The sequence below is a fragment of the Cohnella sp. AR92 genome (assembly GCF_003990975.1).
In the GTDB taxonomy this organism is placed as follows: Bacteria; Bacillota; Bacilli; order Paenibacillales; family Paenibacillaceae; genus Cohnella.
On the sequence record NZ_RZJR01000011.1, the window covers coordinates 1 to 26236 of the forward strand.

26 protein-coding genes are annotated in these 26236 nt (G+C 59.1%); 19 read left to right on the top strand and 7 right to left on the bottom strand.

Annotation, left to right across the window (positions count from 1 at the left end; genetic code table 11):
- Together ELR57_RS18610 and ELR57_RS18615 are read right to left on the bottom strand one after the other, a co-directional pair.
- Nucleotides 1–537, bottom strand: a 537-nt coding sequence (locus ELR57_RS18610; RefSeq protein ID WP_148125555.1) for an IS110 family transposase, incomplete at its 3' end; no start/stop codon positions are given.
- A 305-nt stretch (nt 538–842) separates the two neighbouring features.
- Nucleotides 843–947, bottom strand: coding sequence for a sporulation protein YjcZ (locus ELR57_RS18615; protein ID WP_126960598.1), 105 nt, complete (start codon nt 945–947; stop codon nt 843–845).
- 229 nt (nt 948–1176) lie between these two features.
- On the opposite strand from ELR57_RS18615, the gene ELR57_RS18620 reads away from it, so the two are divergent.
- Nucleotides 1177–1770: a DJ-1/PfpI family protein gene (locus ELR57_RS18620; RefSeq protein ID WP_126960599.1), complete on the top strand. Its 594-nt coding sequence runs from the start codon at nt 1177–1179 to the stop codon at nt 1768–1770.
- Between the two features lie 65 nt (nt 1771–1835).
- Here ELR57_RS18620 and ELR57_RS18625 read toward each other — a convergent pair whose 3' ends face one another.
- Nucleotides 1836–2759, bottom strand: a complete 924-nt coding sequence (locus ELR57_RS18625; RefSeq protein ID WP_126960600.1) for a J domain-containing protein — start codon at nt 2757–2759, stop codon at nt 1836–1838.
- Between the two features lie 133 nt (nt 2760–2892).
- Here ELR57_RS18625 and ELR57_RS18630 point away from each other — a divergent pair, with 133 nt between their 5' ends.
- The 5 genes from ELR57_RS18630 to ELR57_RS18650 all read left to right on the top strand — a co-directional run bounded on the left by ELR57_RS18630 (nt 2893) and on the right by ELR57_RS18650 (nt 8224).
- Complete coding sequence (locus ELR57_RS18630) at nt 2893–3816, top strand: AraC family transcriptional regulator (RefSeq protein WP_126960601.1); 924 nt, start codon at nt 2893–2895, stop codon at nt 3814–3816.
- Nucleotides 3817–3927: 111 nt separating this feature from the next.
- Nucleotides 3928–5442, top strand: a complete 1515-nt coding sequence (melA, locus tag ELR57_RS18635; RefSeq protein ID WP_126960602.1) for an alpha-glucosidase/alpha-galactosidase — start codon at nt 3928–3930, stop codon at nt 5440–5442.
- A 207-nt stretch (nt 5443–5649) separates the two neighbouring features.
- On the top strand, nt 5650–6687 hold the full coding sequence (locus tag ELR57_RS18640) for a Gfo/Idh/MocA family protein (RefSeq protein WP_126960603.1): 1038 nt from the start codon (nt 5650–5652) through the stop codon (nt 6685–6687).
- 163 nt (nt 6688–6850) lie between these two features.
- The gene (locus tag ELR57_RS18645) at nt 6851–7288 is read left to right on the top strand and encodes an NfeD family protein (protein WP_126960604.1); all 438 of its coding nucleotides are present in this window, start codon (nt 6851–6853) and stop codon (nt 7286–7288) included.
- The gene (locus ELR57_RS18650) at nt 7289–8224 is read left to right on the top strand and encodes an SPFH domain-containing protein (protein WP_126960605.1); all 936 of its coding nucleotides are present in this window, start codon (nt 7289–7291) and stop codon (nt 8222–8224) included.
- Nucleotides 8225–8292: 68 nt separating this feature from the next.
- Here the strand turns inward: ELR57_RS18650 and ELR57_RS18655 are convergent, their stop codons facing one another.
- Nucleotides 8293–9576, bottom strand: coding sequence for a WD40/YVTN/BNR-like repeat-containing protein (locus ELR57_RS18655; protein ID WP_126960606.1), 1284 nt, complete (start codon nt 9574–9576; stop codon nt 8293–8295).
- A gap of 164 nt (nt 9577–9740) precedes the next feature.
- On the opposite strand from ELR57_RS18655, the gene ELR57_RS18660 reads away from it, so the two are divergent.
- From ELR57_RS18660 to ELR57_RS18715, 12 genes are all read left to right on the top strand, one after another.
- Nucleotides 9741–10715 (top strand): aldo/keto reductase family protein, encoded by a 975-nt coding sequence (locus tag ELR57_RS18660; protein WP_126960607.1) that lies wholly within the window; start codon nt 9741–9743, stop codon nt 10713–10715.
- A 197-nt stretch (nt 10716–10912) separates the two neighbouring features.
- Nucleotides 10913–12091: a CpaE/TadZ family protein gene (locus tag ELR57_RS18665; RefSeq protein WP_126960608.1), complete on the top strand. Its 1179-nt coding sequence runs from the start codon at nt 10913–10915 to the stop codon at nt 12089–12091.
- Nucleotides 12054–13295, top strand: coding sequence for a TadA family conjugal transfer-associated ATPase (locus tag ELR57_RS18670; protein ID WP_238162599.1), 1242 nt, complete (start codon nt 12054–12056; stop codon nt 13293–13295). The genes ELR57_RS18665 and ELR57_RS18670 overlap by 38 nt, the downstream gene beginning before the upstream one ends.
- The gene (locus ELR57_RS18675) at nt 13292–14032 is read left to right on the top strand and encodes a type II secretion system F family protein (RefSeq protein WP_126960609.1); all 741 of its coding nucleotides are present in this window, start codon (nt 13292–13294) and stop codon (nt 14030–14032) included. Before ELR57_RS18670 ends, ELR57_RS18675 begins: the two co-directional genes overlap by 4 nt.
- Nucleotides 14029–14919 (top strand): type II secretion system F family protein, encoded by an 891-nt coding sequence (locus ELR57_RS18680; RefSeq protein ID WP_158630068.1) that lies wholly within the window; start codon nt 14029–14031, stop codon nt 14917–14919. The genes ELR57_RS18675 and ELR57_RS18680 overlap by 4 nt, the downstream gene beginning before the upstream one ends.
- A 20-nt stretch (nt 14920–14939) precedes the next feature.
- A complete protein-coding gene (locus ELR57_RS18685) occupies nt 14940–15149 on the top strand; it encodes a Flp1 family type IVb pilin (RefSeq protein ID WP_192896596.1) in 210 nt (69 codons plus the stop codon).
- A gap of 23 nt (nt 15150–15172) precedes the next feature.
- Nucleotides 15173–15847, top strand: a complete 675-nt coding sequence (locus ELR57_RS18690) for a TadE/TadG family type IV pilus assembly protein (protein WP_126960611.1) — start codon at nt 15173–15175, stop codon at nt 15845–15847.
- Between the two features lie 32 nt (nt 15848–15879).
- Nucleotides 15880–18192, top strand: a complete 2313-nt coding sequence (locus tag ELR57_RS18695; protein WP_126960612.1) for a hypothetical protein — start codon at nt 15880–15882, stop codon at nt 18190–18192.
- Nucleotides 18193–18205: 13 nt separating this feature from the next.
- Complete coding sequence (locus tag ELR57_RS18700) at nt 18206–19138, top strand: Ig-like domain-containing protein (RefSeq protein ID WP_158630069.1); 933 nt, start codon at nt 18206–18208, stop codon at nt 19136–19138.
- 23 nt (nt 19139–19161) lie between these two features.
- Nucleotides 19162–19746 (top strand): A24 family peptidase, encoded by a 585-nt coding sequence (locus tag ELR57_RS18705; protein WP_126960614.1) that lies wholly within the window; start codon nt 19162–19164, stop codon nt 19744–19746.
- 21 nt (nt 19747–19767) lie between these two features.
- Nucleotides 19768–21564, top strand: coding sequence for a DUF6382 domain-containing protein (locus ELR57_RS18710; RefSeq protein ID WP_126960615.1), 1797 nt, complete (start codon nt 19768–19770; stop codon nt 21562–21564).
- An 84-nt stretch (nt 21565–21648) separates the two neighbouring features.
- Nucleotides 21649–22467 carry a GNAT family N-acetyltransferase gene (locus ELR57_RS18715; protein WP_126960616.1) on the top strand — a complete coding sequence of 273 codons (819 nt, stop codon included), beginning with the start codon at nt 21649–21651 and terminating at the stop codon, nt 22465–22467.
- Between the two features lie 42 nt (nt 22468–22509).
- Here the strand turns inward: ELR57_RS18715 and ELR57_RS18720 are convergent, their stop codons facing one another.
- The 3 genes from ELR57_RS18720 to ELR57_RS18730 all read right to left on the bottom strand — a co-directional run bounded on the left by ELR57_RS18720 (nt 22510) and on the right by ELR57_RS18730 (nt 24977).
- Nucleotides 22510–23913, bottom strand: a complete 1404-nt coding sequence (locus tag ELR57_RS18720; RefSeq protein ID WP_158630070.1) for an epimerase — start codon at nt 23911–23913, stop codon at nt 22510–22512.
- A 22-nt stretch (nt 23914–23935) separates the two neighbouring features.
- Nucleotides 23936–24388, bottom strand: coding sequence for a hypothetical protein (locus ELR57_RS18725; RefSeq protein WP_126960618.1), 453 nt, complete (start codon nt 24386–24388; stop codon nt 23936–23938).
- Nucleotides 24389–24542: 154 nt separating this feature from the next.
- Nucleotides 24543–24977: a DUF2621 domain-containing protein gene (locus tag ELR57_RS18730; RefSeq protein ID WP_126960619.1), complete on the bottom strand. Its 435-nt coding sequence runs from the start codon at nt 24975–24977 to the stop codon at nt 24543–24545.
- 129 nt (nt 24978–25106) lie between these two features.
- Here ELR57_RS18730 and ELR57_RS18735 point away from each other — a divergent pair, with 129 nt between their 5' ends.
- Nucleotides 25107–26228 (top strand): deoxyribonuclease IV, encoded by a 1122-nt coding sequence (locus ELR57_RS18735; RefSeq protein ID WP_126960620.1) that lies wholly within the window; start codon nt 25107–25109, stop codon nt 26226–26228.
- Nucleotides 26229–26236 lie beyond the last annotated feature (8 nt).

Genomic DNA, 26236 nt, shown 5'->3' on the forward strand with positions numbered 1-26236 from the left:
CACACGCAACGTAGACTTGGAAAACAGGTAACGAAACACGACTTCATATGCCGGGCAAACTTGATCCAATAACGCTCTCGCGTTCAATTTCGACTGCACGAATTGAGCCGTCATAAACTCATGCTGCCTCGTCAAGTGTTGCATCTCTGTTATTCGATCTTCCCAACTTCGGTGAGGCTTTACATCGCCACGATAGTACATCTCAGCCAAATGCCAGGCGTCTGCCGCATCCGTTTTAACTTTGCGTAACTGTGCGCTTTTTGAGCGTTTGGACAACAAGGGATTTAGGATAAAATACTCAATATTCATCTGCTGCAAATAGGCTACAACCACCCGATGGTAATGTCCGGTTGCTTCCAAAATAACAACGGGCTTGATATCTGTTTGCTCTTCTAACTGACGAATGATATGGTCTAGCCTTTCAAGTCCACCGGCATGTCGAATGGTTTCCGGTTTCCCGTACGCCTCACCACGCTTCGTGAACGCTTGTAATACGCTAAATCCTTTCGCAACATCCAATCCGATAACCGGTTCCATGTCAGCTCCTCCTGATGTAAATCTAGCCGGCAATCCCACGATGGTTCCAAACCCATAGCTTCGCTTGTGATACGAGGTCAATTGCCCCAACCAGCTCAAACATGGTCATTGGAGGTAGTGGGAGAACAGTTTTTAGTACGGGATCGATGTCCCTAAAAGCCCGACGTTCTCCCGGCTACCGCCATCATAGAACGACCACAAAAATAGGCCAACCAGAAATCTCTGGCTGACCTAATAATACGAAAAGCCCGCCGCGCCGGGATGGCGCGAGGGGCCGAGGGGAAAACCTGGCTTATCTGCGGGAATTAATAGCCTGCTCTAAGGATGATGACCAGAAGAATAAACAGAACGAGCGCGAAAGTTGCCGTTCCAAGATAGCCTCCTCCGCAGCTGCCAACACCGTAACCCATGCGTATCACCACCGTGAGAGTATAGGATTGTGTATCACCATGTCATGTTATGTCGGGGGACAGATGGATGACCGAGGCAAACGTCCAGATCCCTCAAGGTTCCGCGCTTGCCCGGCCGGAACCGCGATTTCGACAGGATCTACCCGTTCCCCAGGCTCATTGACTGCGCTTTCAGAACGACCTCATACTGATAGTGGCAATTGCCATACTGTCCTTTGGAGGGGATTGAATGTCCAAGCGCGTGCTGATTCTGACCGGAGACGGAGCGGAAGTTCTCGAGGTTTATTATCCTTTGTATCGGGTGAAGGAAGAAGGCTACGAGGCTGTCGTCGCGGCCCCGAGGCGCAAGGTGCTGAACACGGTCTGCCATGATTTTATCGACGGGTGGGATACTTTCACGGAGAAGCCGGCTCATCTGCTCGCGGCCGATATCTCCTTCGCTGACGTCGATCCTTCGCAGTTCGACGCGGTGCTCATCCCGGGAGGCCGGGCACCCGAATTCATTCGCAACGACGCGGAGCTACCGCGAATCCTTCAGCACTTCCTTGACGCCGACAAGCCGATCGGGGCGATCTGCCACGGAGCTCAGGTATTCCTGTCGCTGAAGGACCGCACGTACTTCCGAGGCAGAACGATGACGGCTTATAACGCCTGCAAGCTGGAAGTGGAATCGCTCGGCGCGGAATACGCAAGCGAGACGCTCCACGTCGACGGCAATCTGGTGTCCGGACACGCCTGGCCCGATCTGCCCGGCTTCATGCGCGAGTTCCTCAGCCTGCTTGGACGTACCTCGGATAAGGAAGCGGCTTCCTCCGTCCAATAACGGCGAAGGCTCCCCAGGAAGAAGAATCCTTCTTCTCAGGGAGCCTTTCGTATTCCGTGCCGAGCTTATTTGGCTTCGTTCAGGTAATGCAGAATGAACTTCGTCGCCTGTTCCGGCCTGGCAGCCGTAACTTTGATCCCCGCGATGAACTCCTTGCTTCCGTTCACGCCGAGCTGCCGGCCGAGCGGGGTATTCGATAGGTCGATTCCGTATACGTGCTCCGCGTCCCCGTCTTCGGTCTTCATGCTTAAGGCTCGAGGATCTCCGGCCTTCGGCAATTCGCCGGCTCCCGCACCCGCATACGTATCCAGCGGCAGGAAGAAATCCTGCGCGGCCAGCTTTTCGAAGTTGGCCTTGTCCACCAGGAACAGATCCGACTTGTTGTCGATCAGGATGATGACGCTCTTCTCGAGCAGCGCCGTATCCTGCGAGCTCCTGATCTCGCTCGGAACGTAGTTCAAGTCGGCCTTGACCCGCTTCCAGTCGGGGAATTGGCTCAGGATCGCTTCCCCCAGAGGATCGGTGTCGCTGCCGAAGCCTTCCCCGTAGTAATATTCCCCGTAGAACATGACGGACAGGTCGATCGGCGGCAGCTTCGCCAGCCGCTCCTGCTCCTCCCGGTGGTCCACGTAAGCCTTGATCCCGAACCCGATCGCGACGAGAACGACAATCCCGATAAGAAGGTGGAATTTATAATAGTGGAAGAAGTGATCCCACTTCTGGGCCTTCTCCGCCATTCCTTTGAACTTGCCGTATTCCTGCGCGGTGAATTCCGCCTTGGCTTGATTCTCCTCGTAGTCGCGAATGAATCGATAGGCTTCGCTGATCTTGTCGATATCCACGGCCGTCTCGGCCGCGGAGTCCGGATTCTCCCGCATCTTCTGGGAGCGTGCTCTGCGCATAAGCAAATAATAGCGATTCTCTAATTCTTCCTTGGTAGCGGTCTCAGGAAGACCAAGCGATTCGTAAGCCTGTTTTAAATCTTCCAATTCGGTCACCCTCTGTCGTCGTCTTCAACACAATCTCTAGTATACGTGATTCCGAGAAGCCGTTCCACCGGGGCTTCTTGTCATGGACTGCGATCGGTTAGAATGATAAGAAACCCGAATAAAGGAGAACGGCATGGCGAGCGGCAAGAAAAGCAGAAGCCTGTTTCCCGCGGAGTGGCTCGAAGGAGACTATCGCCCTCGAGTCCACGCGTATTACTTCAAGCAGTGGAGCCGGTTCGAGATGGCGTTCCATTGCCATGATTCGACGGAGATCATGTACGTCATGTCCGGCAACTGCCGGGTCGAGCTTAAGGCGAGCCGTTCGGACAAGCCGGATTCGATCGCGCTGAAGAAAGGCGAATTCATCGTTCTGAACGCGAACACGGACCATCGGCTCCTTGTCGAAGACAAGTGCCGGATGCTCAACATCGAATTCAACCAGGCGGACCGTATCGAGCAGCTTCCATCCTTGAAGAAGCTGTCCGAAGAGGATAAAGCGCTGCGCGGCTTGCTATCCGAGCCGAAGCCCTACGTGGTGCTCAGGGATCCGGAGGATGTCTACTACAACATGAGGAGCCTCGTGCTGGAGCTCGACAGGAACGGAGGGGAGGGCGAGACGATGGCCCAGCTTCTGCTCTCCCAGCTGCTCATTCGCATCGGGCGCCTGCGCTCGGAGGCGGCCGGAAGAGAAGCGCTTCCGATGGAGCCGTATGTCCGGCAGGCGATCGAGTACTTGCATCAGAATTACGACCGGGACATTCAGGTGAAGGACGTCGCTGCATCGGTCAATCTGCATCCGGGGTATCTCCAGCGAATCTTCAAAGCCCGGTCCGGAAGGACGTTGAGCGAGTATCTGACGGAGCTGCGAATCAAGAAAGCCAAGATGCTGCTTCATCAGACGGACATCCCGGTGTCCGACATCTCCGAATATGTCGGGGTGGGAAGCCGGCAATACTTCCACGCGCTATTCAAGAAATATACGGGACTCACTCCGGTGGAGTTTCGCGGCTTGCGGGACACCCATCGCTGGGATATCGATAAAAGTTCGGATTTCTGACAGCAATCCGGCCAGGAAGTCACGATATTGATAACGCTTGTCCGCCGTCGCCGCTACAATAGAGGAGTAGCGATACAGGGAAGACGAGACACGTAGGAGGCGTATTCTATCATGGCATTCAAGATCGCTTTTATCGGCGCGGGAAGCATCGGCTTCACGCGGGGACTGCTGCGGGACCTGCTCAGCGTTCCGGAGTTCCATAACATTGAAGTTGCTTTTACAGACATCAATGCCCATAACCTGGAGATGGTCACGGAGCTGTGCCAGCGGGACATCGAGGAGAACGGGTTGTCCATTCGGATCCAGGCTTCCACCGATCGCCGGGAAGCGTTGAAGGACGCGAAGTACGTCATCTGCACGATCCGCGTCGGCGGGCTCGAAGCGTTCGCGTCCGACGTGGACATTCCTCTGAAGTACGGCGTCGACCAGTGCGTCGGCGATACGCTCTGCGCGGGCGGCATCATGTACGGACAGCGCGGCATCCACGAGATGCTGAATATCTGCAAGGATATCCGCGAGGTAGCGGCGAAGGACGCGCTGCTGCTTAACTACGCCAATCCGATGGCCATGCTCACTTGGGCGTGCAACAAGTACGGCGGCGTGCGGACGATCGGCTTGTGCCACGGCGTCCAAGGCGGCCACTGGCAGATCGCCCAGGCGTTCGGCCTGGAGATGGAAGACGTCGACATCATCTGCGCCGGCATCAACCATCAGACCTGGTATATCCAGGTCAAGCATAACGGCGAGGACCTGACCGGCAAGCTGCTCGAAGCGTTCGAGAAGCACGAGGACTTCAGCCGCACCGAGAAGGTCCGCATTGACATGCTGCGCCGTTTCGGCTATTACAGCACGGAGTCGAACGGACACCTCAGCGAGTACGTTCCTTGGTACCGCAAGCGTCCGGACGAGATCAAGGATTGGATCGATCTCGGGAGCTGGATCAACGGGGAGACGGGCGGTTACCTGCGCGTCTGCACTGAAGGCCGCAATTGGTTCGAGACCGACTTCCCGAACTGGATGAAGGACCCGGCGCTGGAGTACAAGTCGTCCGAGCGCAGCCATGAGCACGGCTCCTTTATCATCGAAGGGCTCGAGACGGGTCGCGTATACCGCGGGCACTTCAACGTCATCAACAACGGCGTCATCCGCAATCTGCCGGAGGACGCGGTGATCGAAGCCCCGGGCTACGTCGACCGCAACGGCATCTCGATGCCGCAGGTCGGCGACCTGCCGCTCGGGCCGGCCGCGGTGTGCAGCGCCAGCATCTCCGTGCAGCGCCTCGCGGTCGAAGCCGCGGTCAGCGGCGACGACAAGCTGCTGCGCCAAGCTTTCATGATGGATCCGCTCGTCGGAGCCGTCTGCAACCCGAAGGAGATCTGGCAGATGGTGGACGAGATGCTCGTCGCCCAGGAGAAATGGCTGCCGCAATACGCCGCCGCCATCGCCGAAGCCAAGGACCGCCTTGCCTCCGGCAATCTGGTGCCGACTCGAGAAGGCTATAAGGGCGCCGCTCGCCAAGCGGTCAAGACGGTCGAGCAGATGCAGCTGGATCGGGAAGAAGCCAACCGCAACGCCGGCGAGTCCGACAAGGGCAAGAATCGCCACAAGCTCCCGACCGACATCTAAGACGAAGCAAGCCGTTCCCGCGCGCAGAGCCGCCGGGTTCGGCTTGCTGGCGTTGCCCTGGCGGAGCTGCCCGGGAACGCCTCAGGCTTGTCGGCATGTGAGCAAGATCGCACCAAGAAATCACAGGATAAGGAAGCGAAATCGCCCGGCAATCGGACTATAATCGGCATGTACCTCTAAGATGCTGGAAACGAAGGGAGAAGCGGGATGAGTAACCATCGGGTAATCGTCGTCGGATGCGGCGGCATGGCAAGAGTATGGACGGAATACGCGCTTGAGCGGCAGGATACGGAGATCGTCGGCTTGGTTGACGTCAACCCGGAAGCCGCAGCCAAGATGGCCTCCCAATATAACCTGGATTGCGGCGCGTACGCCGATCTGCGCACGGCTATCGGGGAGACGGGGGCGAACCTGGTGTTCGACGTGACCGTTCCGGCGACCCACTATGCCATCGCCTCGACGGCGATGGAAGCGGGCTGCGACGTCTTCGGAGAGAAGCCGATGGCGGCCGCAATGAAGGAAGCGCTCGACCTGATCCGAATCTCGGATCGAACCGGGCGAGCGATGGCCGTCATGCAGAATCGCCGGTATGACGCGAACATTCGGGCTTTGCGCGGCCTTATCGACCAAGGAACCATCGGACGCGTCGGCTTTATCGGCGCGGACTTCTTTATCGGGGCGCACTTCGGCGGCTTCCGCGATGCGATGGAGAGCCCCCTTATTCTGGATATGGCGATCCATACGTTCGATCAAGCGAGATTCCTGGCGGGTGCGGATCCGGTATCCGTCTACTGCCAGGAGTTCAACCCTCCGGGGTCCTGGTACCGGGGCAACGCCGCGGCCGTCTGTTTATTCGAGATGTCGGACGGTTCCGTGTTCAGCTACCGGGGATCCTGGTGCGCGGAAGGAGCGCCGACCTCGTGGGAGGCTTCCTGGCGTATCAACGGCGAACGCGGAACCGCCATGTGGGATGGCGACCAAGCTCCGTATGCCGAGGTCGTCGCGGACGGCGATCAGGAAGGCCGGTTTATTCGCGAATACGAACGGGTCGAAGCCGCCTTCGATTGGACGGGCCGCAAGGGACATGCCGGCTGCTTGGACGAGATGTTCGCCGCCTTGAAGGAAGGCCGCCGCGCCGAGACGGATTGCCGGGACAACCTCTACAGCATCGCGATGGTGCTCGGCTCGATCGAGAGCGCCCGCACGGGCCGCAAGGTGCGGATAGAGGAGCTGCTGGAATCCTGATTGCCAGCCATTCTTAAGTACTAGTCTTCTATTAGCCCCGGATAGCGGGGCTTTTTCTTTTGTGGAATGATCTAGGGCGCAAGTACGTATATATGCCTAGGATGAATCGTAGACAAGATATTCGATAGATGTGATATAATGGCAGAAAAGGCGGTGAACACCAATGAGCGCGCCAATTATTTGGTTAATCGTCGGATTCGTGCTTCTCATCGCGGAGATTTTGTCGCTGACGTTTTTCCTGCTGTGGCTGGCCTTGGGGGCTTTCGCCGGCGCATTGGCCGCATGGCTGGCTCCGGACTCTTTCTTTGTTCAAGCGCTGGCGGCCGTGATCGTCGCGGCGGCGCTGACCGGATTCACGAGGCCGCTGACGCGCAAGTTTCGCCGATCCGGCAAGGGCTACGAGGATGCGATCGACCATCTGGTCGGCAAGCAAGGGATCGTCGTCGAGGCCATCGAAGAGGGCAAGCCCGGTATCGTCAAAGTGGGAAGCGAGATGTGGAGCGCGGTCTCCGACGAGACGCTGGACCGCAATGATACCGTTATCATTATTCGCAGGGGAACGGCGCAGGTAGAGGTGCAAAAATGGGGAGGGAATCGCTAGGTGGCTATTGTCATTATCGTTCTGATTCTATTGCTGGCGGTCGTGTTCATCGGCTTCTCGATCAAGATCGTGCCTCAACAGCGGGTCGGCGTCGTCGAGCGGCTCGGCAAGTTCAACCGGCTGCTCACCCCGGGAGTCAACATCCTGGTACCGTTCATCGATTACGTTCGCGTCACCCACGATCTGCGGATTCAGCAAGCGCATGTGCCCCCGCAGTCCGTCATTACGAAGGATAACGTTCAGGTCCAGATCGATACGATTATTTTCTATCAGGTGGTCGCGCCTGAGCAGGCTACATACGGCATCTCGGATTACGTATCGGGCGTAAGCAACATCACGACCGCCACGATGCGGCAGATCCTGGGCAAGATGGAGCTCGACGAGACGCTGTCCGGACGGGAGAAAATCTCGATCGACATCCGGCTGGCGCTGGACGAAGCGACGGAGAAGTGGGGCGTGCGGATCGAGCGAGTCGAGGTCATCGACATCAAGCCACCCGCCGACATCCAGGAAGCGATGGATAAGCAGATGAAGGCCGAGCGGAGCAAGCGCGCCATCGTGCTGGAAGCCGAAGCGGCGAAGCAGGACATGATCCTGCGCGCGGAAGGCGACAAGCAGAGCAAGATCCTGAAGGCCGAAGGCGACAAGGAAGCCCGCATCCGCGAGGCGGAAGGTCTCCGGCAGGCCCAGGAGCTGGAGGCTCTCGGCCGCGCGAAGGCGATTCAAGCCGTGGCGGAAGCGGAGAAAACGCGGGTCGAGCTGCTCGTTGCGGCGGGGCTGGACGAGAACGTGCTGGCGTACAAATCGTTCGAAGCGCTCACCGAGATCTCGAAAGGGCCGGCGAACAAGATCTTCCTTCCTTCGAGCGCCGTGGAGGCGCTTGGCAGCGTCGGCGCGATCGGCGAAGTGTTCAAGCAAGCGAAGGACGCCAAATAAAGCGCAAGAAAGCAAGGCAAGCGCAAGAAGCCCATCTCCGGATCGCCGGGAGATGGGCTTCTTCGCGTTCATTTGGGGGTCAGGTCGTCCCACTTTCGGCCGCCGTCCGTCGTTCCGAGAAGCAGGCTGGCATTCGGGTTCTGCGGGTTGAGCGCCACGACCCATCCGTTCCGCGGGGTGAGGAAGCTCGTATCCTCGACGCTCACGAGGCGAGGGTCGTCGAGTTTCGCGAACGAGCTGCCTCCGTCCATCGTGCGGAGCAGTCCGCCTTCGACCGGCCCCGCGCCTACGCTGAGCGGGATATAGCCGAACTTGTGGTTGACGAAGTCCAGCTTCACCGGGTAAGGCCGGATGCCCGGAATTTTGCTGTTCCGAAGCTTCCAGGACTCGCCGCCGTTGACGGTCGCGTAGAGCATCGATCCGTGGGTGTTGGGATTGACGAGCAGCAGGAAGCCGTTGCGCGGATTGGTGAACTGGATGTCGGCGGGATACCATTCGCCGTTCAGCCGAGGCGCGCTGGAGAGCAGCGTCCAGCGGTGCCCGCCATCCTTCGTCTTCCAGACCGCCGTTCGGCAGTCGGCATTCGTGTCGGAGGGGACAAGGCCTTTGCCGGGGCACGCCGTGCCGAGTCGGCCGGCCGCATAGCCGATGAGGTCGTCCGGGAACGAGATCCGGTAAGGGGAAGCCTCGGAGCTTGGGAGCGAGATATCCGTCCATTCCCGGCCGCCGTTCGTGGTCCGCCAGATGTTCGTTCCCAGGCGAACGAAGGCGTGGCTGTCATCCACGGCGGCTACCTGATTGTCGGAGCTGGCCTTCGCGTCGTCTTTGGTCCATTGGACGGACCAGCTCTTGCCGCCGTTGCGGGTATTCAGAATGGACAGCTTGGAGCAGACGGTCTGCCCGGATTCCTCCTTGCACTTCCCCGGGCCCGCCGCCCAGCCTCTTTTGGCATCGGCCATCTCGAACGCGGCATCGCGCACGTCGTCATGGAGAAGATCCGAAGTCCACCTTTTGCCCGCATTCGTGGTTCGCCAAACCCGGGTTCGGGAGTCGTTCCCGCTTGTTCCGAGGGTCCAGCCGTGCTCGGAGTCGACGAATTGGACCCGGTTCAGCTTCGGCGCGGAGGCCGTCGCTTGCGGAGCCGCCGAAGGCGCGGGCGCGGCGGAAGGACTCGGATTCGGATTCGCGGACGGGCTTGGAGACGGACTTGGGCTTGCGGCAGGGCTTGGAGCGGGACTCGGGCTGACGGTCGGACTCGGGGTTGGGGCTGACGCGGCAGAAGCGGTTGCGGCCTCTCCCGTCAGGACAGCAATAGCCAGCAGGATCGCCGGCAGATGCGCATATTTTCTCATCGGGATCTCTCCTCATCGGTTGGTCTTGCGCCAGCCATTAGGTTTTCCCTTCTTTTCCCATTCCTAATCAAAGATCCGTAAAATTTGCCGCGACGATCTTCCGAAAGCGATTGCAAAACCGTATAATTACGCTTGTATCGACGAAGAGACGAGGAGGATATCGCATGGAGTATAGACGGCTTGGCCGAAGCGGCCTCAAAGTAAGCGAGATCTCGCTGGGAAGCTGGCTGACCTACGGCACGGCGGCGGAGCAGGAAGCGGCGGACGCCTGCGTTCGGGCGGCCTTCGAGAACGGAATCAATTTTTTCGATACGGCGAATGCCTACAACCGGGGCGAAGGGGAGAAGGCGCTGGGCGCCGCGCTTCGTTCGTACGCCCGTTCCAGCTACGTTCTGTCGACGAAGGTTTTCTTCCCGATGGGGGAGGGGCCGAACGATCGGGGACTGTCCCGCAAGCACATCATGGAGCAATGCGAGGCAAGCTTGAAGCGTCTCGGCACCGATTATATCGACGTCTACTTCTGCCATCGGTTCGATCCGACGGCTCCGGTGGACGAAACGCTGCGAGCGCTCGACGACCTGACGGCCCAAGGCAAAATCCTCTACGCGGGCATCAGCGAATGGACGCCGGCCCAGATCGCCGAAGCGGCGGGCATCGGGCGCCGGTTGAACCTTCGTCCGCTCATCGCGAGCCAGCCGATCTACAATCTGTTCGAGAGGTATATCGAGAAGGAAGTCCTGCCGCTGTCGGAAGCGGAGGGGATCGGGCAAGTGGTCTTCTCGCCTCTGGCGCAAGGGGTGCTTACGGGCAAGTACAAGCCGGGACAAGGGCTTCCGGAAGGCAGCCGGGCAGCTAACGATAGCGTAAACGGGGTCATCCGCAGCTACATTCGGGACGATGTGCTCACGGTCGTATCGGAACTGGAGGCTTTGGCGGCAGAGCAAGGCTGGAAGCTGTCCCAGCTCGCTCTGGCGTGGGTGCTGCGTCAGCCCGGGGTCAGCTCGGCCATTATCGGGGCGACGAAGCCCAGCCAGATCGAGGAGAACGTCAAGGCGGCGGAGATTAAGCTGGATGACGGCTTGCTTGCTCAAGTGGATGCCATCCTTAAGAAAGTCGAAGGGTTCGCTCCCAGCCGCTAAGGCGAATAATCAGGCGAAAAAAACGGGTTGACGGAATTTCCTCAAAATGGTATCTTATCCATACATTCAAATCGGCTTGCGGAAGCACCGCAATTTCCGGCGCGAGAGCGTCTCGGAGATTGCGGTGCTTTTTTGCGTTCCGGGGATGACGTTCAAGTTATCCGGAGGCAGCAGGCTCAAGGAGGGAGAGGGGCCAAGTGAAACGATTGTTATTGGCGGCGCCGGAATCGCAGTATACGGCGAAGCTTGCCCGGTACATGAACGAGAAGCTGCCTCAGTGGGAGGTAAAGGCGTTCACGCAGGAGCTTGCCTTGGCGCACTGCCTGGCTTCCGGAACCATGGCCGATGCGGCGCTCGTTCACGAATCGATGTTGGGTGCCGCGCAGGATGCCGCGAAGCGGGGAGGCTTTATCGGGAAGCTGATCGTTCTTCGGGAATCGGGAGAGGCCCCGGGAGGGGAGGAAGCGAAGACGGCGTCTCTTCCCATGTATCAGCCTCTTTCCGCCCTATTGGCATCGTTAAACGAAGAGCTTCTCGGCGCCAAAGGAAACGGCGGAGACGGCGGCGGCAGCGGAAGGGCGAGGGTCTGGACGGTGTTCTCGGCATCCGGCGGGGCGGGCAAGACGACGGTTGCGCTTAATCTCGTTCGTCAATTGGGGGAGAGAGGCTACCGGGCGCTTTACTTGAACCTGGAGCCGCTGAACGCGACGGACCTTCTGTTCGGTATAGGCGATCCGGACAGCCTGTCCGGCTTGCTGTACGAGATGCAGGCGCGTCCGGACAAAGCGGAGGAGGAATGGAAGAAGCGGCGAAGGCAGCATTCGATCCTGCTCGGCGATTACCTGGACGCTCCGGAGCATCCCGCGGAGCGCTTGGGCATGAGCGGCTCGCGACTGAAGGAGCTGCTGGATATCGCAACCCGCAGCGGACGCTACGAGGCGGTGGTGATCGATCCGGACAGCGGAAGCGGGGAGTGGCATCAGGAGCTTCTGGCGATGAGCGATCGGGTGGCTTGGCTCGTTACTCCCGAGGCGATGTGCGTTCGCAAGACGGAGAAGCTGCTGAGGCATTGGCAGGGAAGAACGGACGGCGTGCTGGAGAAGGTGTCGTGGCTGATCAACAAAGCATCGGGCAACGAGGAACTGCGAGAGCGACTGCCTCAGGCTCGGGTGCTGGAGAAGCTCCCCTACATGCCCCAGTGGAAGGGATTGGAGGAGACGGACAAGCTTCTGAAGGCGCCCGCCTTCAGCGCCGCGGTGGAACGAATTCTGGATGAATGGGGATGCCAGGTGAAGGAGGATCGTCCATCAAGGGCGAGCAGAAGGAGAGGTGTAGCGAGTGGGCACGCCGGCGCTGTCTCCAGCCGAATTAGCTGATCTGCGGGAGGCGGTCAAGTCGAGGCTCTCGTGGGAGACGGACCTGACGGACGAAGAGCTTCGCAGGGTCATCGAGAGCGAGCTGTTCGGAAGCAGGGAGGTTCGCTCGATGACCGCGGCCGAGAGGCAGGCGGCGGTGAGCCGGCTGTTCCACTCCTTCCGCGGGCTGGACGCGCTGCAGCCGCTGCTCGACGATCCTCACGTAACCGAGATCATGATCAACGGGCATCGGGAGATTTTCTACGAGCGAAGGGGGGAGCTGTTCGAATCGACGATCCGCTTCGAGAGCCGGGAGAGGCTGGAGGACCTCATTCAATCGATGGTCGGCCAGGTGAATCGGATGGTGAACGAGGCTTCCCCGATCGTAGACGCGAGGCTGCCGGACGGATCGAGGCTCCATGTCGTGCTGCCCCCGGTCGCGTTGAAAGGACCGACGGTAACGATCCGACGGTTCCCCGTTCAGCCGCTGCTGATGGAAGGTTTGATCGAACGCGGATCTCTGACCCGCGAAGCGGCGGAGTTCCTGCAGCGGCTCGTCAAAGCCAGATACAACCTGTTCATCAGCGGGGGAACCGGCTCCGGGAAGACGACCTTTCTCAACGCCTTGTCCCAATGGATTCCGCGGGATGAACGGATCATCACGATCGAGGATGCGGCGGAGCTTCAATTGCGAAGCATACCGAACCTGGTCTCGCTGGAGACCCGCAACGCGAACTCGGAGGGCAAAGGCCGCATCGCCATGCGCGAGCTTATCCGAGCATCTCTGCGGATGAGACCGGATCGCATTATCGTCGGCGAGGTGCGGGGCGAGGAGGCGTTGGACATGCTGCAGGCGATGAACACCGGGCATGAGGGAAGCCTGTCCACCGGCCATTCCAACGGCCCTCGGGACATGATCTCGCGCTTGGAGACGATGGTGCTTGGCGGAGCCGATCTTCCGATCGAAGTCGTCCGGCAGCAGATCGCTTCCGCCGTCGATATCGTCGTTCATCTCAGCCGGTTCAGGGACCGGAGCCGCAAGGTATCCGAGATCTGCGAGGTGACGGGCTGCCGTAACGGCGAGGTGGAGCTGCGCACCTTGTATCGGTTCAAGGAGACGGGGGAGAAAGACGGAATGGTGTTGGGGGAATTGGTCAAGCGCGAGGATCTGGCGAATACCGAGAAGCTGAGATTCGCGGGCTTCGGGAGGGAGACGGAGCCATGACGAATTATGCCGAGTACGAGCTCAGCCGTAAGCAGCGGATCGGATCTATCGCGGCGGCAGCCGTCATGTCCTGCTTCGTCATGTGGATGATGTACCGTCAGCCGGTGGCGGCGCTGCTGGCGGCGCCGTTCGGCTTGCTCGGTCCAAGATGGCTCCGGAACCGGTTAAAGCGGAAGCGCCAGGAGAGGCTTCGCCTTCACTTCAAGAGCATGCTTCAGGCCCTCGGATCCTTGCTGGCCGCCGGCCGCTCCGTCGAGAATGCCTTTGACGCCTTGGAAGGAGATCTGATCCTGCTCTTCGGAGACCCGAACGCCGACTTGATCCGGGAGATCCGGGCGGTCAAGATTCGGGCGCGAAGCGGCGAGCCCGTCGAAGCCCAATGGATGGACTTCGCGGTACGAAGCGGATTGGAGGAGGTGAGGAGCTTCGCGGAAGTATTCGCTATCTGCAAGAGATCGGGCGGAGACCTGATCGAGGTCGTTCGAAGAAGCTCGGGGATGATCGGGGAGAAGATGGAGGTCGAGCAGGAGCTCGGCGTGCTGATGGCGCAGAAGCGGCTGGAATCGCGCTTGATGATGGGAATGCCGTTCGCCTTCGTCGGACTCCTCGGATTCTTCGCGGGAGATTACATGGAAGGGCTGCATCAGGGCGCGGGCTGGCTGGTTCTGACGCTTTGCCTGCTGCTGCTGGCGGGATGCTGCTGGTGGATGTATCGGATCATGGAGATTCGCCTATGAGCGCCGTTGTCTGCTGGTTGGCGTTGCTGGCGCTGCTCTTGCTGTTCTATGCATGGGCGCTATGGAAGACAGGAAGCTGGAGATCGTTGAGGAGACGGGATAGAGGAGGAAAGGGGAAGATCAGCCTGCATCCTCTGGCGGAGCCGTTCCTGGCTTTGCTCGAGCTTCCCGGCGTCTATCGAACCGTGTTCCCTTGGCTTCAGAAGCCGCAGGCGCAGCTGGCTCAGCTACACGGAGGGATCTGCTCCAAGGAACGGCTGCTGGGCTGGGCGGCTCACGCGATTAGCCTGTCCTATCTGACCTTGCTTCTGACCGGGTTGCTGGGAGCGGTTGCGAACAGCGGTTCATCGTTGGCGCTCTTGGGAGGGGTTGTTGCCCTGCTGCTGCCTCCGCTGCGGGCGAGAGAGTTAAGCAAGCGGGCCGAGAACAGGAGAAGGAGGATCGTGCTGGAGCTCCCGGAGCTTCTGAGCCGTCTGCTGCTCCTCGTGAATGCGGGAGAGAACGTGATGAGGGCGCTGGAGAAGTGCCTGCGTCGCAGGAACGGAATCGAGCGGGACCACCCGCTTTACTTGGAGCTGGAGTTCGCTCTGGAATCGATGAAGCGGGGGGAGACTTACGCCGGAGCGCTGGAGGAATTCGGCCGCCGCTGCGCGGTGCCGGAAGCGAAGCTGTTCGCGACGACGGTTATCCTGAATTCCCGGCGCGGCGGCGAGACCTTCGTGGCTTCCCTGCAGGAGCTGGCGCGAACGCTGTGGGAGCGAAGGAAAGCCATGGCACGTACGCTGGGGGAGCAGGCATCCTCGAAGATGGCTTTCCCTCTGGCTGTTATTTTTCTGCTGATTCTGGTGCTGGTCGGCGCCCCGACGCTGCTGATGATGTCTACTTAACGATACGAGGAGGAAGGTACATGCTGGAGAGAAGCAAGCGGCTCCAACGCTGGAGCGCAAGAGGGCTGACGATGTTATGGAAGGACAAGAGCGGGCTAGGGACGCTGGAGATCGTTCTGATCGCGGCCGTTATCATCGCGATAGCGATTCTGTTCAAGGACTGGATTATCGATTTCCTGCAGAGCCTGTTCGGCAAAGTCGAGAGCAGTTCGGATGAGGTGTTCAACTGAACGCGGGACGGATTCCGGACGGGATGAAGAAGCGGCTGCGGAGAGGCTGGCGGGATGCCGGAGGCTCCTTCACGCTCGAAGCAACCATGGTGTTCCCCGTCATTCTGATGGTCACGTTCCTGGTGATTCTCTTCGCCTTGTATGTCGCGCAGAAGGCAATCGTCTACTACGAGGCTTCGGCCGCAGCGGAGAGAGCGGCCTTCTCCTGGTCGAATTCGGCCAAGGAGCTGCGCACGGGCGCCTATCCGAGCGGCCGATACGAGGGTCTCTATTGGCGGCTGACGGAAGATCGGATGCTGGCCGGATTATTCGGGCTGGAGACGAAGGCTCTAGTCTCCGTTCCGGGGAACGGCGGCGGGAAGGCGGACGGCGGAGGGCTGGCCGAACGCAAGCTGGCCGCGGCTGCGAACAGCTTGAAGGCTTCGGCGGCCGGAGAATGGAGCTATTCGAATTCGGTTCTCGTGCGCAGGCTTGCCGGCGAAGCGTCGAACGACTCGGTGCCGGAGGCGCTCAGGATCCTGTGGCCCGCGGCGGAGATCCGAACCGAGGCGGCGGCGGTCGTCGTGGAGCCGGCGGAATTCATCCGTACGGTCGATCTGGTTCGCTATTATACGCTCAAGATTCGAGGCTCGTCAGAGGGAGAGGAACCCTACCGTTCGAAGGCGCTGGCCGTTCTGAAGGCCAGGCAGCCATCCTAGACGGCTTGCAAGGAAAAGGAGGTGCGGCGGGTTTGAACAACCGGCGGGAACTAGGCTCGGTATCGATCTTCTTCATAACGGCGACGGCGGGGTTCGTTCTGCTGACGGGACTGCTCATCGACTACGCCAGGGTCGCGGCTTTCCGCAAGCAGGCGGAGCTGGCGGTCATGTCCGGCACGCGCTCCGTCCTGGCTGCCTACGATCCCTATCTCTATTCCAGGTATGGCTTGTTCGCCAGAGGCGGCGACTCGGCGGACGAATTGTTCCTGCGGGCGCTGGAAGGGAATCAGCCTCAACCGGGAGGTCAAGCTTTCTCCATGCTGGACATGCAGTTGACGGCGTCCGCCGCGATCGAGAGCCGTCCTCTTGCGACGAAGGAAGTGCTGCAGCGCCAGGTGTTGGAGGAGATGAAGTACAAAGCCCCGATCGATCTGACGATCGAACTGGTCACCCGATGGAAGGGCGTCGCCTCCGTCATGAAGGACGCCGAGACGACGGTGGACCGGCTGGAGCGCATGAAGCAGGCTTACGTGCGCAGGGAAGCTTCGCTTGACGAAGCGATTAGCGAGCTCGGCGAGGCCGGGAACGGAATCGTCCATGCGATGGATCCTATTCTTCCTTCGCCGCCCGCTGAGCTAGGCGGATCGAGGAGCGCGGGAGGAGCGGCGACCGTTCCGGACGTCGTTCTGATGTACGGGGATTACGTGAACAAGAGAATCCAAGACGAGCAGCGGGCGGAGGCGCAGAGAGCGGCCTATCAAGCCTGGGAAGAGAGGAAGAAAGCGGCGGAACGCTCCGGAGCCAAATTCGAAGAACCGCCGCCGGCCTCTTCTCCTCCTCTGTACGCTCAACAGATCAGCGCTTATCTGGAGGGGGCGGAGAAGGTGCGAAAGGCGTTGTTGGAGATCGAGGCGGCCGCGGGCAAGGCGGATTCCCGATTGGAGAAAGCGGCTCGATCGCTTGAGACGGCTAGGCTTGCGGATCGGGAGATGCAGAGCATCGCGGAAGAAGAGAGCGACAGCGGTGACACGGCCGACGATAACGATGGAGCTTCCTTCTCTTCGGACGAGACTTCTCTCCGGGAAGAAGCAGGCCAGACCTTCGCGGATCTTAACCGACCCTTGAACGAACTTGTATTAGGCGATGACTGGTTTGACTCTTCGAAGCAAGAGATCGAGCAGCAGAGACTGGCTGGACAGAACGTTAGGGATTCCACCTTGCTGCTCGCCGGAACCGTTGGAACGATTCCGGGATCCTCCGGCTTAACGGCCCGGCTTGCTTCCGAAGGGGGCCAGCTCCAATCTCATGCCGAAAGCTATCGAGCCCGATATAGCGAATCCGGTACCGTTATGGTCGCTTGGAAGGAGCGAGTCGAGGAGCATCGTTCCGCCGATAAGGAGCGCAAGCAGCTTGAACAAGAAGCAGACAAGGAGTGGAAGAAGGCTGTCGGCGGCATGAGCAAGCTGTCGGGGGGAGCGGAAGAGTCGGAGGCGGAAGCGTTCCGGGAGCTGGAGACATTATACCGGGCGAATCTGGAGTGGAACAAGGCGATGGATGAGGCTCAAGTTACCGAAGATTCCGCGGATAACGGGGAACCCGTAGATACCGATGAATCGGCGGGTTCGTCAACCTCTTTGGGAACAGGCCGGCAGGAAGCTCTCGAGAAATCCAGCGGCTGGATGTCCGCTCTGTCCGACGCCGCGCTAGGGACTCGGGATCGGCTTTACGGATCGGAGTATATCATCGATCGTTTCGTGCACAGCGAGCCGTCCGAGGTCAAGGAGTTCCTGGAAGGAAGCGGCGAGCTGCCCGCCTCTCCGGCTTCTCAGCAAGTGGAATACATCCTATACGGCTTCGCGAATCCGAAGAGCAATCTTGCGGCTGCTTATTCCGAGATCTTCGCGGCGCGATTCTCCATTCGGATGGTAGAAGGTCTGATAGAGAGCAGCAAGTATGGCCATCCGTTGGTCGTGCTCGCGGCCGCGACCCTTTATGCCGTACGCGCGACAGTCCAGGACATGCAGAATTTACTCTCGAAGGGTACGGTCGAGTTCTCCAAGTACGTTGCATTTTCCACGACCTATGCCGACTATATGAGGCTCTTTCTGCTTCTGCACGGGGGCTCATCGAAGAATTGGTCGCGAATGACGGCGGTGATGGAACAGGAGAGCGGTCTGAGCTTCGAGCGATTATACACGTACATGAGCGGGCAAGGCACGGCTTCTGTCTCGCTCTGGTTCTTCCCCGGGCTGGTCAAGGTGCTCGGGTTATCCGGCCAATGGGGCGGGACGGTGAACGGGAATCGATACGAGGCGACCTATCAAGCGGACGATGCTTATCAATAAAAGATTCCGAGAGGTGAAGAGAGCCGGACGAAGGCCGTTCCATGGCAAACGAAGGAGGGAAGAAGGCTCCGTCACGCTGGAGGCTGCTCTGGTGATGCCTGTATTCCTTCTGTTCGTCCTTTTCCTCGTCTTCCTCATACAGGCCTCCGTAACGACGATGGCGCTTCACGGGACGTTATCCCAGACGGTGCGCCAAGCGGCTTCGATGTGGTATCCCGTGTCCATGGCCGAGGAGTCGTTCTCGAAGACGGATGCGGGGCAAGCCGTCGAGCGGATCAATCAGAAGCTGGCTGACATCCAAGACTTCCTTCGGGATCATGCCGACTTCCTCCCCTCCCCTCTGTCCGAGTGGGCTAGCGAAGCCGCAAGCCGGTCCTGGTCGCTCGAAGAGAACGCGGCTATTCCGTTGTTCGAGACTCTAGCCGGGGAGGTCGCCGATCGAAGGGCTCTGGATATGAACCGATTCTCTATCGTCTCGGTAGAGCTGCCCGGCAGTACGGACAGCGATAGTTACCTGACTGTTGAGGCGGAGTATCGTCTGCCGATGAAAGTGCCTTTTGTGGGCCGCAGCTTGGTTCTTCGCTCTTCCGCCCGGGAACGGGCCTGGATCGGAGGAAGCCCTTCTACGGCTCTGCTGGAGAGCGGCGAAGAAGGGAATTCGATCCCGTTAAGCTTCGTCTCGATGGAGCCGAGTCCGGCAAGGCCCGGAAGGAGGGTCACTCTGACGCTCAAGACGGTGCCGGGAGAGACGGTTGATCTATCTGTTTTCTACAAGAGCGGGGAGAGCGCGGCCAAGCATCTGGGACAAGCGACGGCGGATTCCGACGGTCTCGTATCCTGGACCTGGCTCGTGTCCGGCAACACGACGTCGGGGACTTGGAATTGGGAAGCCAAGACGAGCGACGGAAGCGCTTGGAACCAGTCCTTCCTCGTCTCAAGAAGCTGACTTGATAAGGAGATTAGCCGGTTATGGATGTCATTCTAATGATTGCCTTGATCTCGTTGACCGGGTCTGCTTGTTGGACCGATCTTCGCCGGAGGCTGATTCCTAACGCGCTGACGGTTGCTTACGCTAGCGCTGGCTTTCTTTATCAGGGAGTCGCCCACGGTTGGAGCGGACTTACGCAGGCTTTGCTTGGAGGGGCGGCTGCGATGGCGCCTCTATTGATCATGTATGTTCTGCGGGGGATTGGGGGAGGGGACGTCAAGTGGTTCTTTGCTTTCGGCGTATGGGCGGGAGCGCAGCTGGCCTTGCAGCTCGTCGTTCATTCGATTCTGGCGGCCGGCGTCATTGCTCTGGGGCTGCTGCTGTTCCGAAGGCTTAAGCGGCAAGAGGCGGGACGAGGAGAAATCATTGGCAAGATCCATTCCGAGAACCTAGATGAGGGACAAGCCGAGAGGACAACCGACGCCGTCGCTGGCGTCGCCGTATCGGCAGCTGCCGCCGGCATCGCTAGAACGGCCAGCACAACCAAGGGGGCTATGAAGGCGACATTCCCTTTTATGGCAGCGGTCGCCCCTGCTTTCGTTTACGTGTTCTACGGACAATGGTGATGGGGAAGGAGCGGGAAAAGCATGCAAGGTTATCGCACCCGGTTCGAACAAGGAAGGGGGCATCAGATGGTGCTTGTCGGGGAGCCGCCGGTCCAATCGGACGAATTGGATCGGCTTCAATACCGGATGCTGTCGCGGCAGGAGGGAGTTCCCGGTCTTCTGCCGGTTCAGGCGGAAGAAATCGATGGCAGCGTCTCTCTTCGTTATACGTTAACGGGTTATCGAATGCTCGCTCAATCGTTCCGCGTCGAACGATGGACGATGGAAGAGGCGCTGGAAGCGCTCGGCCAGATGGCGGATACGCTGGAGCAAGCGAACGAATACATGTTGGATCTTGAACGTTTCTCGCTCGAGGACGAATTTATTTTTGTCGGCAGCGGCTGGGGAGAGCTGGCTCTGACCTATGTGCCCGTGGCGAGAAAGGCAGGGACGATGGACTTCGGGGCTCAACTGGAGAGGCTGATCGTGCGTTGGATGATGAACGTCGAGCGGCCGGATGGGCCGACTCTGCAGAAGCTGCTGAGACAGGCGGGGAGCATGGACTTCTCCCCCTCCAAGTTAAGAAGACTGGTGAGGCATCTGCTGGCGAATTCGGGCGAGAAGGAGCAGGAAGTCGACTCGGGGCTGCATCTCGCCGCCGGACATGGGAGGCCTGCTTCCCTTGCCGCGGCGTCCCATCGCTCTCATCCGACTCCCGGGAATGAAGCGGCGAGCTCCGTTGCAAGCCTCAACTTACGGCAGGCGCCTGCATTCTATCGGAACAGGGAGGCGGGGAATGGACAATCGGCCGGAGGCCGCTTCTCCCAAGAAGATCCGTCTGCTGGGACTGAACGTTCGGTTTACCCTGAATTTCCTGCAGATGAGAGGTCGTTCAAGACGGAGAACCAAACCGTTATTCCTCCGATTGAGCCTCAAGCCAAGCCGCAGCAATCGTTCCAGGATCGCGGATACGCAGGGGAGCCTCAGAGCTTATCCGGCTTGCTTGGACGGGAGCCCGGAGAGTGGGATCCATCCGAGGAGGAAGGCAAAGAGAAGGCAAGCCCTGGCCGATGGCGGACGTGGTTGTTGTCCGGTGCGGGGGCAGCGACGGCAATTGCCTGGAGGTTTATTTATCTGCCGCATCCCGGCCGAAGAGAGTTCATTCTCTCCATAGGGGTCACGCTGCTGGCGCTTGGAGCCTGCGTCTTTCTCTGGAATGGCTGGAAGAGCAGAAGGCCGAAGCGGACGGCAGGGATAACCAGCAGCAATAGCGGCAGCGGAGGGCCATGGGAGGCAGACGAAGAAGGCTGGAGTACGTCCGATCGGGAACCGTCATCGGGCAACGGAAGATTCGGCCTTCCTATTGCCGCCGCTCAGGCGGGGTCCATTCCTTCTCGTGGGCCTGCGCCATTAGCATTCTCGAATGGGCGGGAAGAGGCAGAAGGGCGCGCTACCGCTTGGCTGCATGCGGATGAGGGCACGATGCTGCTCGCGGAGCCGGAGTCTCTCTTGGATCGGGGAACGGATTGCTACCTGGAATGGGAGCAGGACGGGGGCCGGCAGAGAATCCGGCTGACGGGCAAATCCCTCGTTATCGGCAGATCCAGCGAAGCCGCCCAGCACGTGGATGAGACGCCGGGCGTCTCTCGCGCGCATCTTGAGCTTCTGCAAGAGGAAGAAAGCTGGCGGGCCAAAGACTTGGGCTCTCGGAATGGCAGCTGGCTGAACGGGGTTCCGATGGCCCCTTATGAAGCGTATCCGCTGACCAAGGGAGACAGTCTGCAGATCGCCTCGTCCCTATATCGATTCCAAGAAGGGGCCAAGCTGGATCGTTTATAAGCCGGCGAATTGTTTTGACAATGGCCAAGCGCCTGCTAGAATGGCAATTAGTAGTTTGCCAAGCGGCGGAAGGCGGTAGATGCCATGTTATCGAACGAGCAATTGCAAGACATTCAACGATTGCAGCAAGAATGCGAAACTTATGATGATATACAGCTGAAGCTGAATTGGGAGATGCTGAGAACGCGGAAAAGCAATCAACTGGATTTTCTTCTCTATGAGGACGGAGAGTTGATCGGATTCCTGGGGTTGTACGATCTTGCTCCTAATGTTGAAGTGTGCGGCATGGTGAAGCCGAACCGTCGCAGGAAGGGGCATTTTACGAGCTTGTTTCGACAGGGAATCGAGCGGAGCAGGCAGTTGGGCTTCCAACAGATTCTGCTGAATGCGCCTGCAGGGTCGCAAGCGGCTCGAGCCTTCTTAAGTCGGACGGGTGCGGCCTATGCGTTCACCGAGCACCAGATGAAGTGGGAGAAGCAGCCGCTCCAGCAGGCGAGCGGGGTTCGCCTTCGTCCGGCGGAGGCGGCGGATGAAGGGATTAGGCTGCGCTTGAACGTGGAAGCATTCGGCATGGAAGAAGAGGACGCTCTTGCCATGGAGAAGGAGATCGATCAGAGAGGCGACAGCAAGGTCTTCATGATCGAGGCGAACGGGGAGACCGTCGGCAAGATCCGGGTCAGCAAGGAAGAGAACGAAGCCTGGATCTATGGGTTCTGCGTTCTGCCCGAGAAGCAAGGGCAGCGAATCGGCAGGCGAGCGCTCAGCCTTATTGTGGAGGAGCTTAGCTCCGAGGGGCATTCGGTACACCTGGAGGTCGAAGCCATGAACGATAACGCTCTCGGCCTCTATGAATCCGTCGGATTCAGAAGGGTGCATTCGCAGGACTATTATTCATACGACTAAAACAAAGGACGCCGATCGATCCCGGCGTCCTTTGTTACTATTCTATCGGTGCAATAAATCCCTAAGCGCATCTTCCAGCCTAGGATAAGAGAATACGAATCCGTGCTCCAGAGCTTTGCGAGGGTAGGCATGCTGTCCGGTAAGCAGCAAGGCCGACTGTTCGCCGAGCACTTTCTCGACGAGCGAGGCTGGGGCATGGAACCAATAAGGCCTCTTCGCGACATGCGCCAGCGTGCGACCGAATTCGTCGCTGTTGACGGGATCGGGAGCGACCGCATTCACGGCGCCGGAAATCCCGGGATGATCGAGACAGAACAGAATGAGTCCGACCATGTCATCGATATGGATCCAAGGGAACCCTTGCATCCCGGAGCCGATCCGTCCTCCCGCGAACAGCTTGTGAGGCAGCCGCAGCAGCGGGAACGTCCCTCCATCGCGTCCCATGACCAAGCTGATGCGAAGCTTGACGATCCGCTCCACCGGGATCCGGTCGACCGCCTCTTCCCAGGCGACGACGACCTGGCCGAGATAATCTTCCGGATTCGCCGGAGAGGATTCGTCGAATAGAGTCATCGTCTCGGAAGAATGCCGGTTCCCGGAGAGGGGAGCTTCGTCGTCTTCCGGTTCGAACTCTTCTTCCGTTCCGGACGAGGAACGCAGCTTAGCTAGCAGCTCCATAAGATCTTCGTCGGTTCCGTCCACGGAGTCGTTCCTATCGGAGCGGCCTGTCGCCGCCGCTTCTTCTTCGGTCTGCTCATTGTCCTCGATGGCAAACCGATTCTCCGCCCGGTAAGCGCGCTCTTCCCGTTCGATCGGCGCTGGCCGCTCGTCGAGGTCCAGCCGCGGAGCCGGTTGGCTCTCTCTTCCCTCCAGATCGTCGGGAGGAGTGAAGCCGCGGATGCCTACGCTTTCTGCCGTAACCGGCGCCTTAGCCTGCGCCGACGCGGGAGCGCTGGCGATCGAGCTCTCAAGGGGCTGCTCTTCCTCTTCTTGGCGGGAAGGCTTCTTAAAACCGGAGAACAAGCTTCGCTTGCGGGACAGCCTGGACGAGGCAGCCCGGCCTTTTCTCTTCAGGAGCGGGGAATAGGAATGGCCGTAAATCGAGATTCCCGAGGCGTTGATAAGCACCTTGGGCGGCTGATCCATTCTTCGCACGATATCTTCGATGCGCAAGGCGGTCAGCGTGCGGGAGACAAGGATCTCCCTTTTCCTCTCCGGGGTCCACTTCTTCCCGACGCTCTCCCCGACGAGAGAGACGATCGCGTCGATGCCGTTCCACTGCCAAGGCTTCTGGGACCATTCTTCCCAGGTGACATAATGCAAGCCCGCGACGGGAGCCGCGGGCAAATGGCGCGTGACAATCCAGACTTCATCTCCGCGTTGCTGCAATTCTCGCGCGAGAGCGTTCCCGATAAAACCTGTTCCGCCGCACAGCATAAGGCGCATGGGCACGCACTCCTTCATTTATCTATTGCTTGTCGATGGTAACGATCGTGTATTGCTTGAACGTCTGGCCTCCGGAATCGATATTGGATTCCGTATATTCGAATTTGATCTTGATTCCTTCATTCCAATTCGAGATTCGATCCGAGACGTCGGAGCCGATCTGGAAAACCGTCGGTTCGCCATTGAATTCGATCTCGATCGAATGATTGTCCACTTGACCGTTATAGACGCCGGTTCCTTCCAGCTTCTTCTGCTCGTTAGAGGAAGAAGCAGGGGCGGATGGGGAAGCGGATGGGCTCGGTTCGGACGGGCTGCTCGCTTCAGGCGACGCGCTGGCCGTTGCCGCGGGCGGCGAACTCGCGCTAGGCGACGCGCTCGCGTTCTTCGAATCGTTGTCGTTGCTGCAAGCGCTGGCCAGAAGTAGCATGGAAAGCACGCCGACCGTCCAAGCGGTATTTTTGCCAAGTCTTTTCATAGGTGAACACCTCCAGGAGTTATCTGTCAATCTAGGCTGATGTAGAGTTCCCTCAAGAGGTTAGACGGCAAGATGGACCAAAGGTTTCGAAATTCGCGGCGAATGCCGAAGTTCGCTCCCGCCGTCAACTGCCGAAAACTTCAGCGCCAGCCCGTTAACCCAGCAAGTGGCGATAGGAAGAATAGTCGATCTTGTTCTCCTCCAGGAAGCTGATCAGGAAGCTGTGATCGCGCTTCGGCGTCGCCAAGATGTAGCCTTCGATGCAGTGTGCCTCCGTTACCTCTTGCGCTCCGCTTTCCACGGCCAACTGCCCTATTTTCGCCGCGATGGAATGCTTGGCAATGTCCCGGAAGGCCGATGGAACAGGAGAAGCCAGCTTGTCCAGCAGCTTCTTGGAATGATCCGTCCAGAGCGGGCGACTGCGTTCGACCCAGTAATTCTGCCAATCGAGCTTGGACTTGCCGTCCTGCTTAGGAAGCACCTTGAGAAATTTGCGGAACATGAAGAAGCCGCCGATGCACATGAAGACGACCATCACGATCGTCCAGAAACCTATAATGTAGAGAAACCAATCCGGCGTACCGTTCACCAAAGATCACCTCATTTTCAAATTATATCTGATTTCTAGATTTATTTCGATCTTCAAGTTACAATAAGGACGGATTATTCGGGCGATCTCGGGACAAGCGTTCGGGAGGCCTATCGAGAGGAGCCAGCCATGCTTAAAATCGGGTCTCACGTGTCGTTCTCAGGCGAAGGATTGCTGACGGCAACCAAAGAAGCTTTAACTTACGGATCCAGTACTTTCATGATTTACACGGGTGCTCCGCAGAATACCCGTCGTAAGCCGATCGAGGATCTCTTCATAGACGAAGGCAAACAATTGATGGCTCAGAACGGAATCGGGGAGATCGTCGTTCACGCTCCTTACATTGTCAATCTGGGCTCTTATAAGGCATCGACGTTCGATCTGGCCGTGAACTTCCTGCAAGAGGAGATTCACCGGACCCACAAGATCGGCGTTCGCAACATCGTGCTGCACCCCGGCGCTTATACGGAGAAGGATCCCGAGTATGGAATCGAACGGATCGCCGAAGGCTTGAACGAGGTGCTCTCCGGGACGAAGGAGACGGAAGTCAATATCGCTCTCGAGACGATGGCCGGCAAAGGAACGGAGATCGGCCGCAGCTTCGAGGAGATTGCTTCCATTATCGAGAAGGTGCAGGACAACCACCGTTTGACCGTCTGCATGGATACGTGCCACATGCACGACGCCGGTTATGCGATCGTGGACGATATCGACGGCGTGCTGCGAAAGTTCGACGATATCGTCGGGCTGGACCGCGTGGCGGTCGTTCACGTCAACGACAGCAAGAACCCGCAGGGCGCGGCCAAGGACCGTCACTCCCCGATCGGTTCGGGGTGGATCGGCTTCGAAGGCATTCATCGCGTCGTGCACCATGATGCGCTGCAGGGACGTCCGTTCATTCTCGAGACCCCATGGATCGGCAAAAACGAAAGGCCGATGTACGAGGCGGAGATCGCGCTTCTTCGCGGGGACGTGGAAGAGAGATTCGGCGGCGAGTTCCTGGAAGACGTCGAACGCATTCACTTCCTTCTGGAGAAGGAGAATATCGAACCCCGCCTGTACGTGCTGAACACTTGGGAGCTGCTCAAGTCCGACGCCAAGGCGAAGAAAGCCGACCCGCGCGAGCCGATGGAGCGCCTGTACGATCTGATTTTGGAGAACTCGATTCTGTCCGGAGAGTATTCGGAGGAGCAAGTGAACCAGCGTCTGACCGTCGCGCTTGCCGGCAAAGAATGGCTCGCCAAGCTTTAATCTGACCT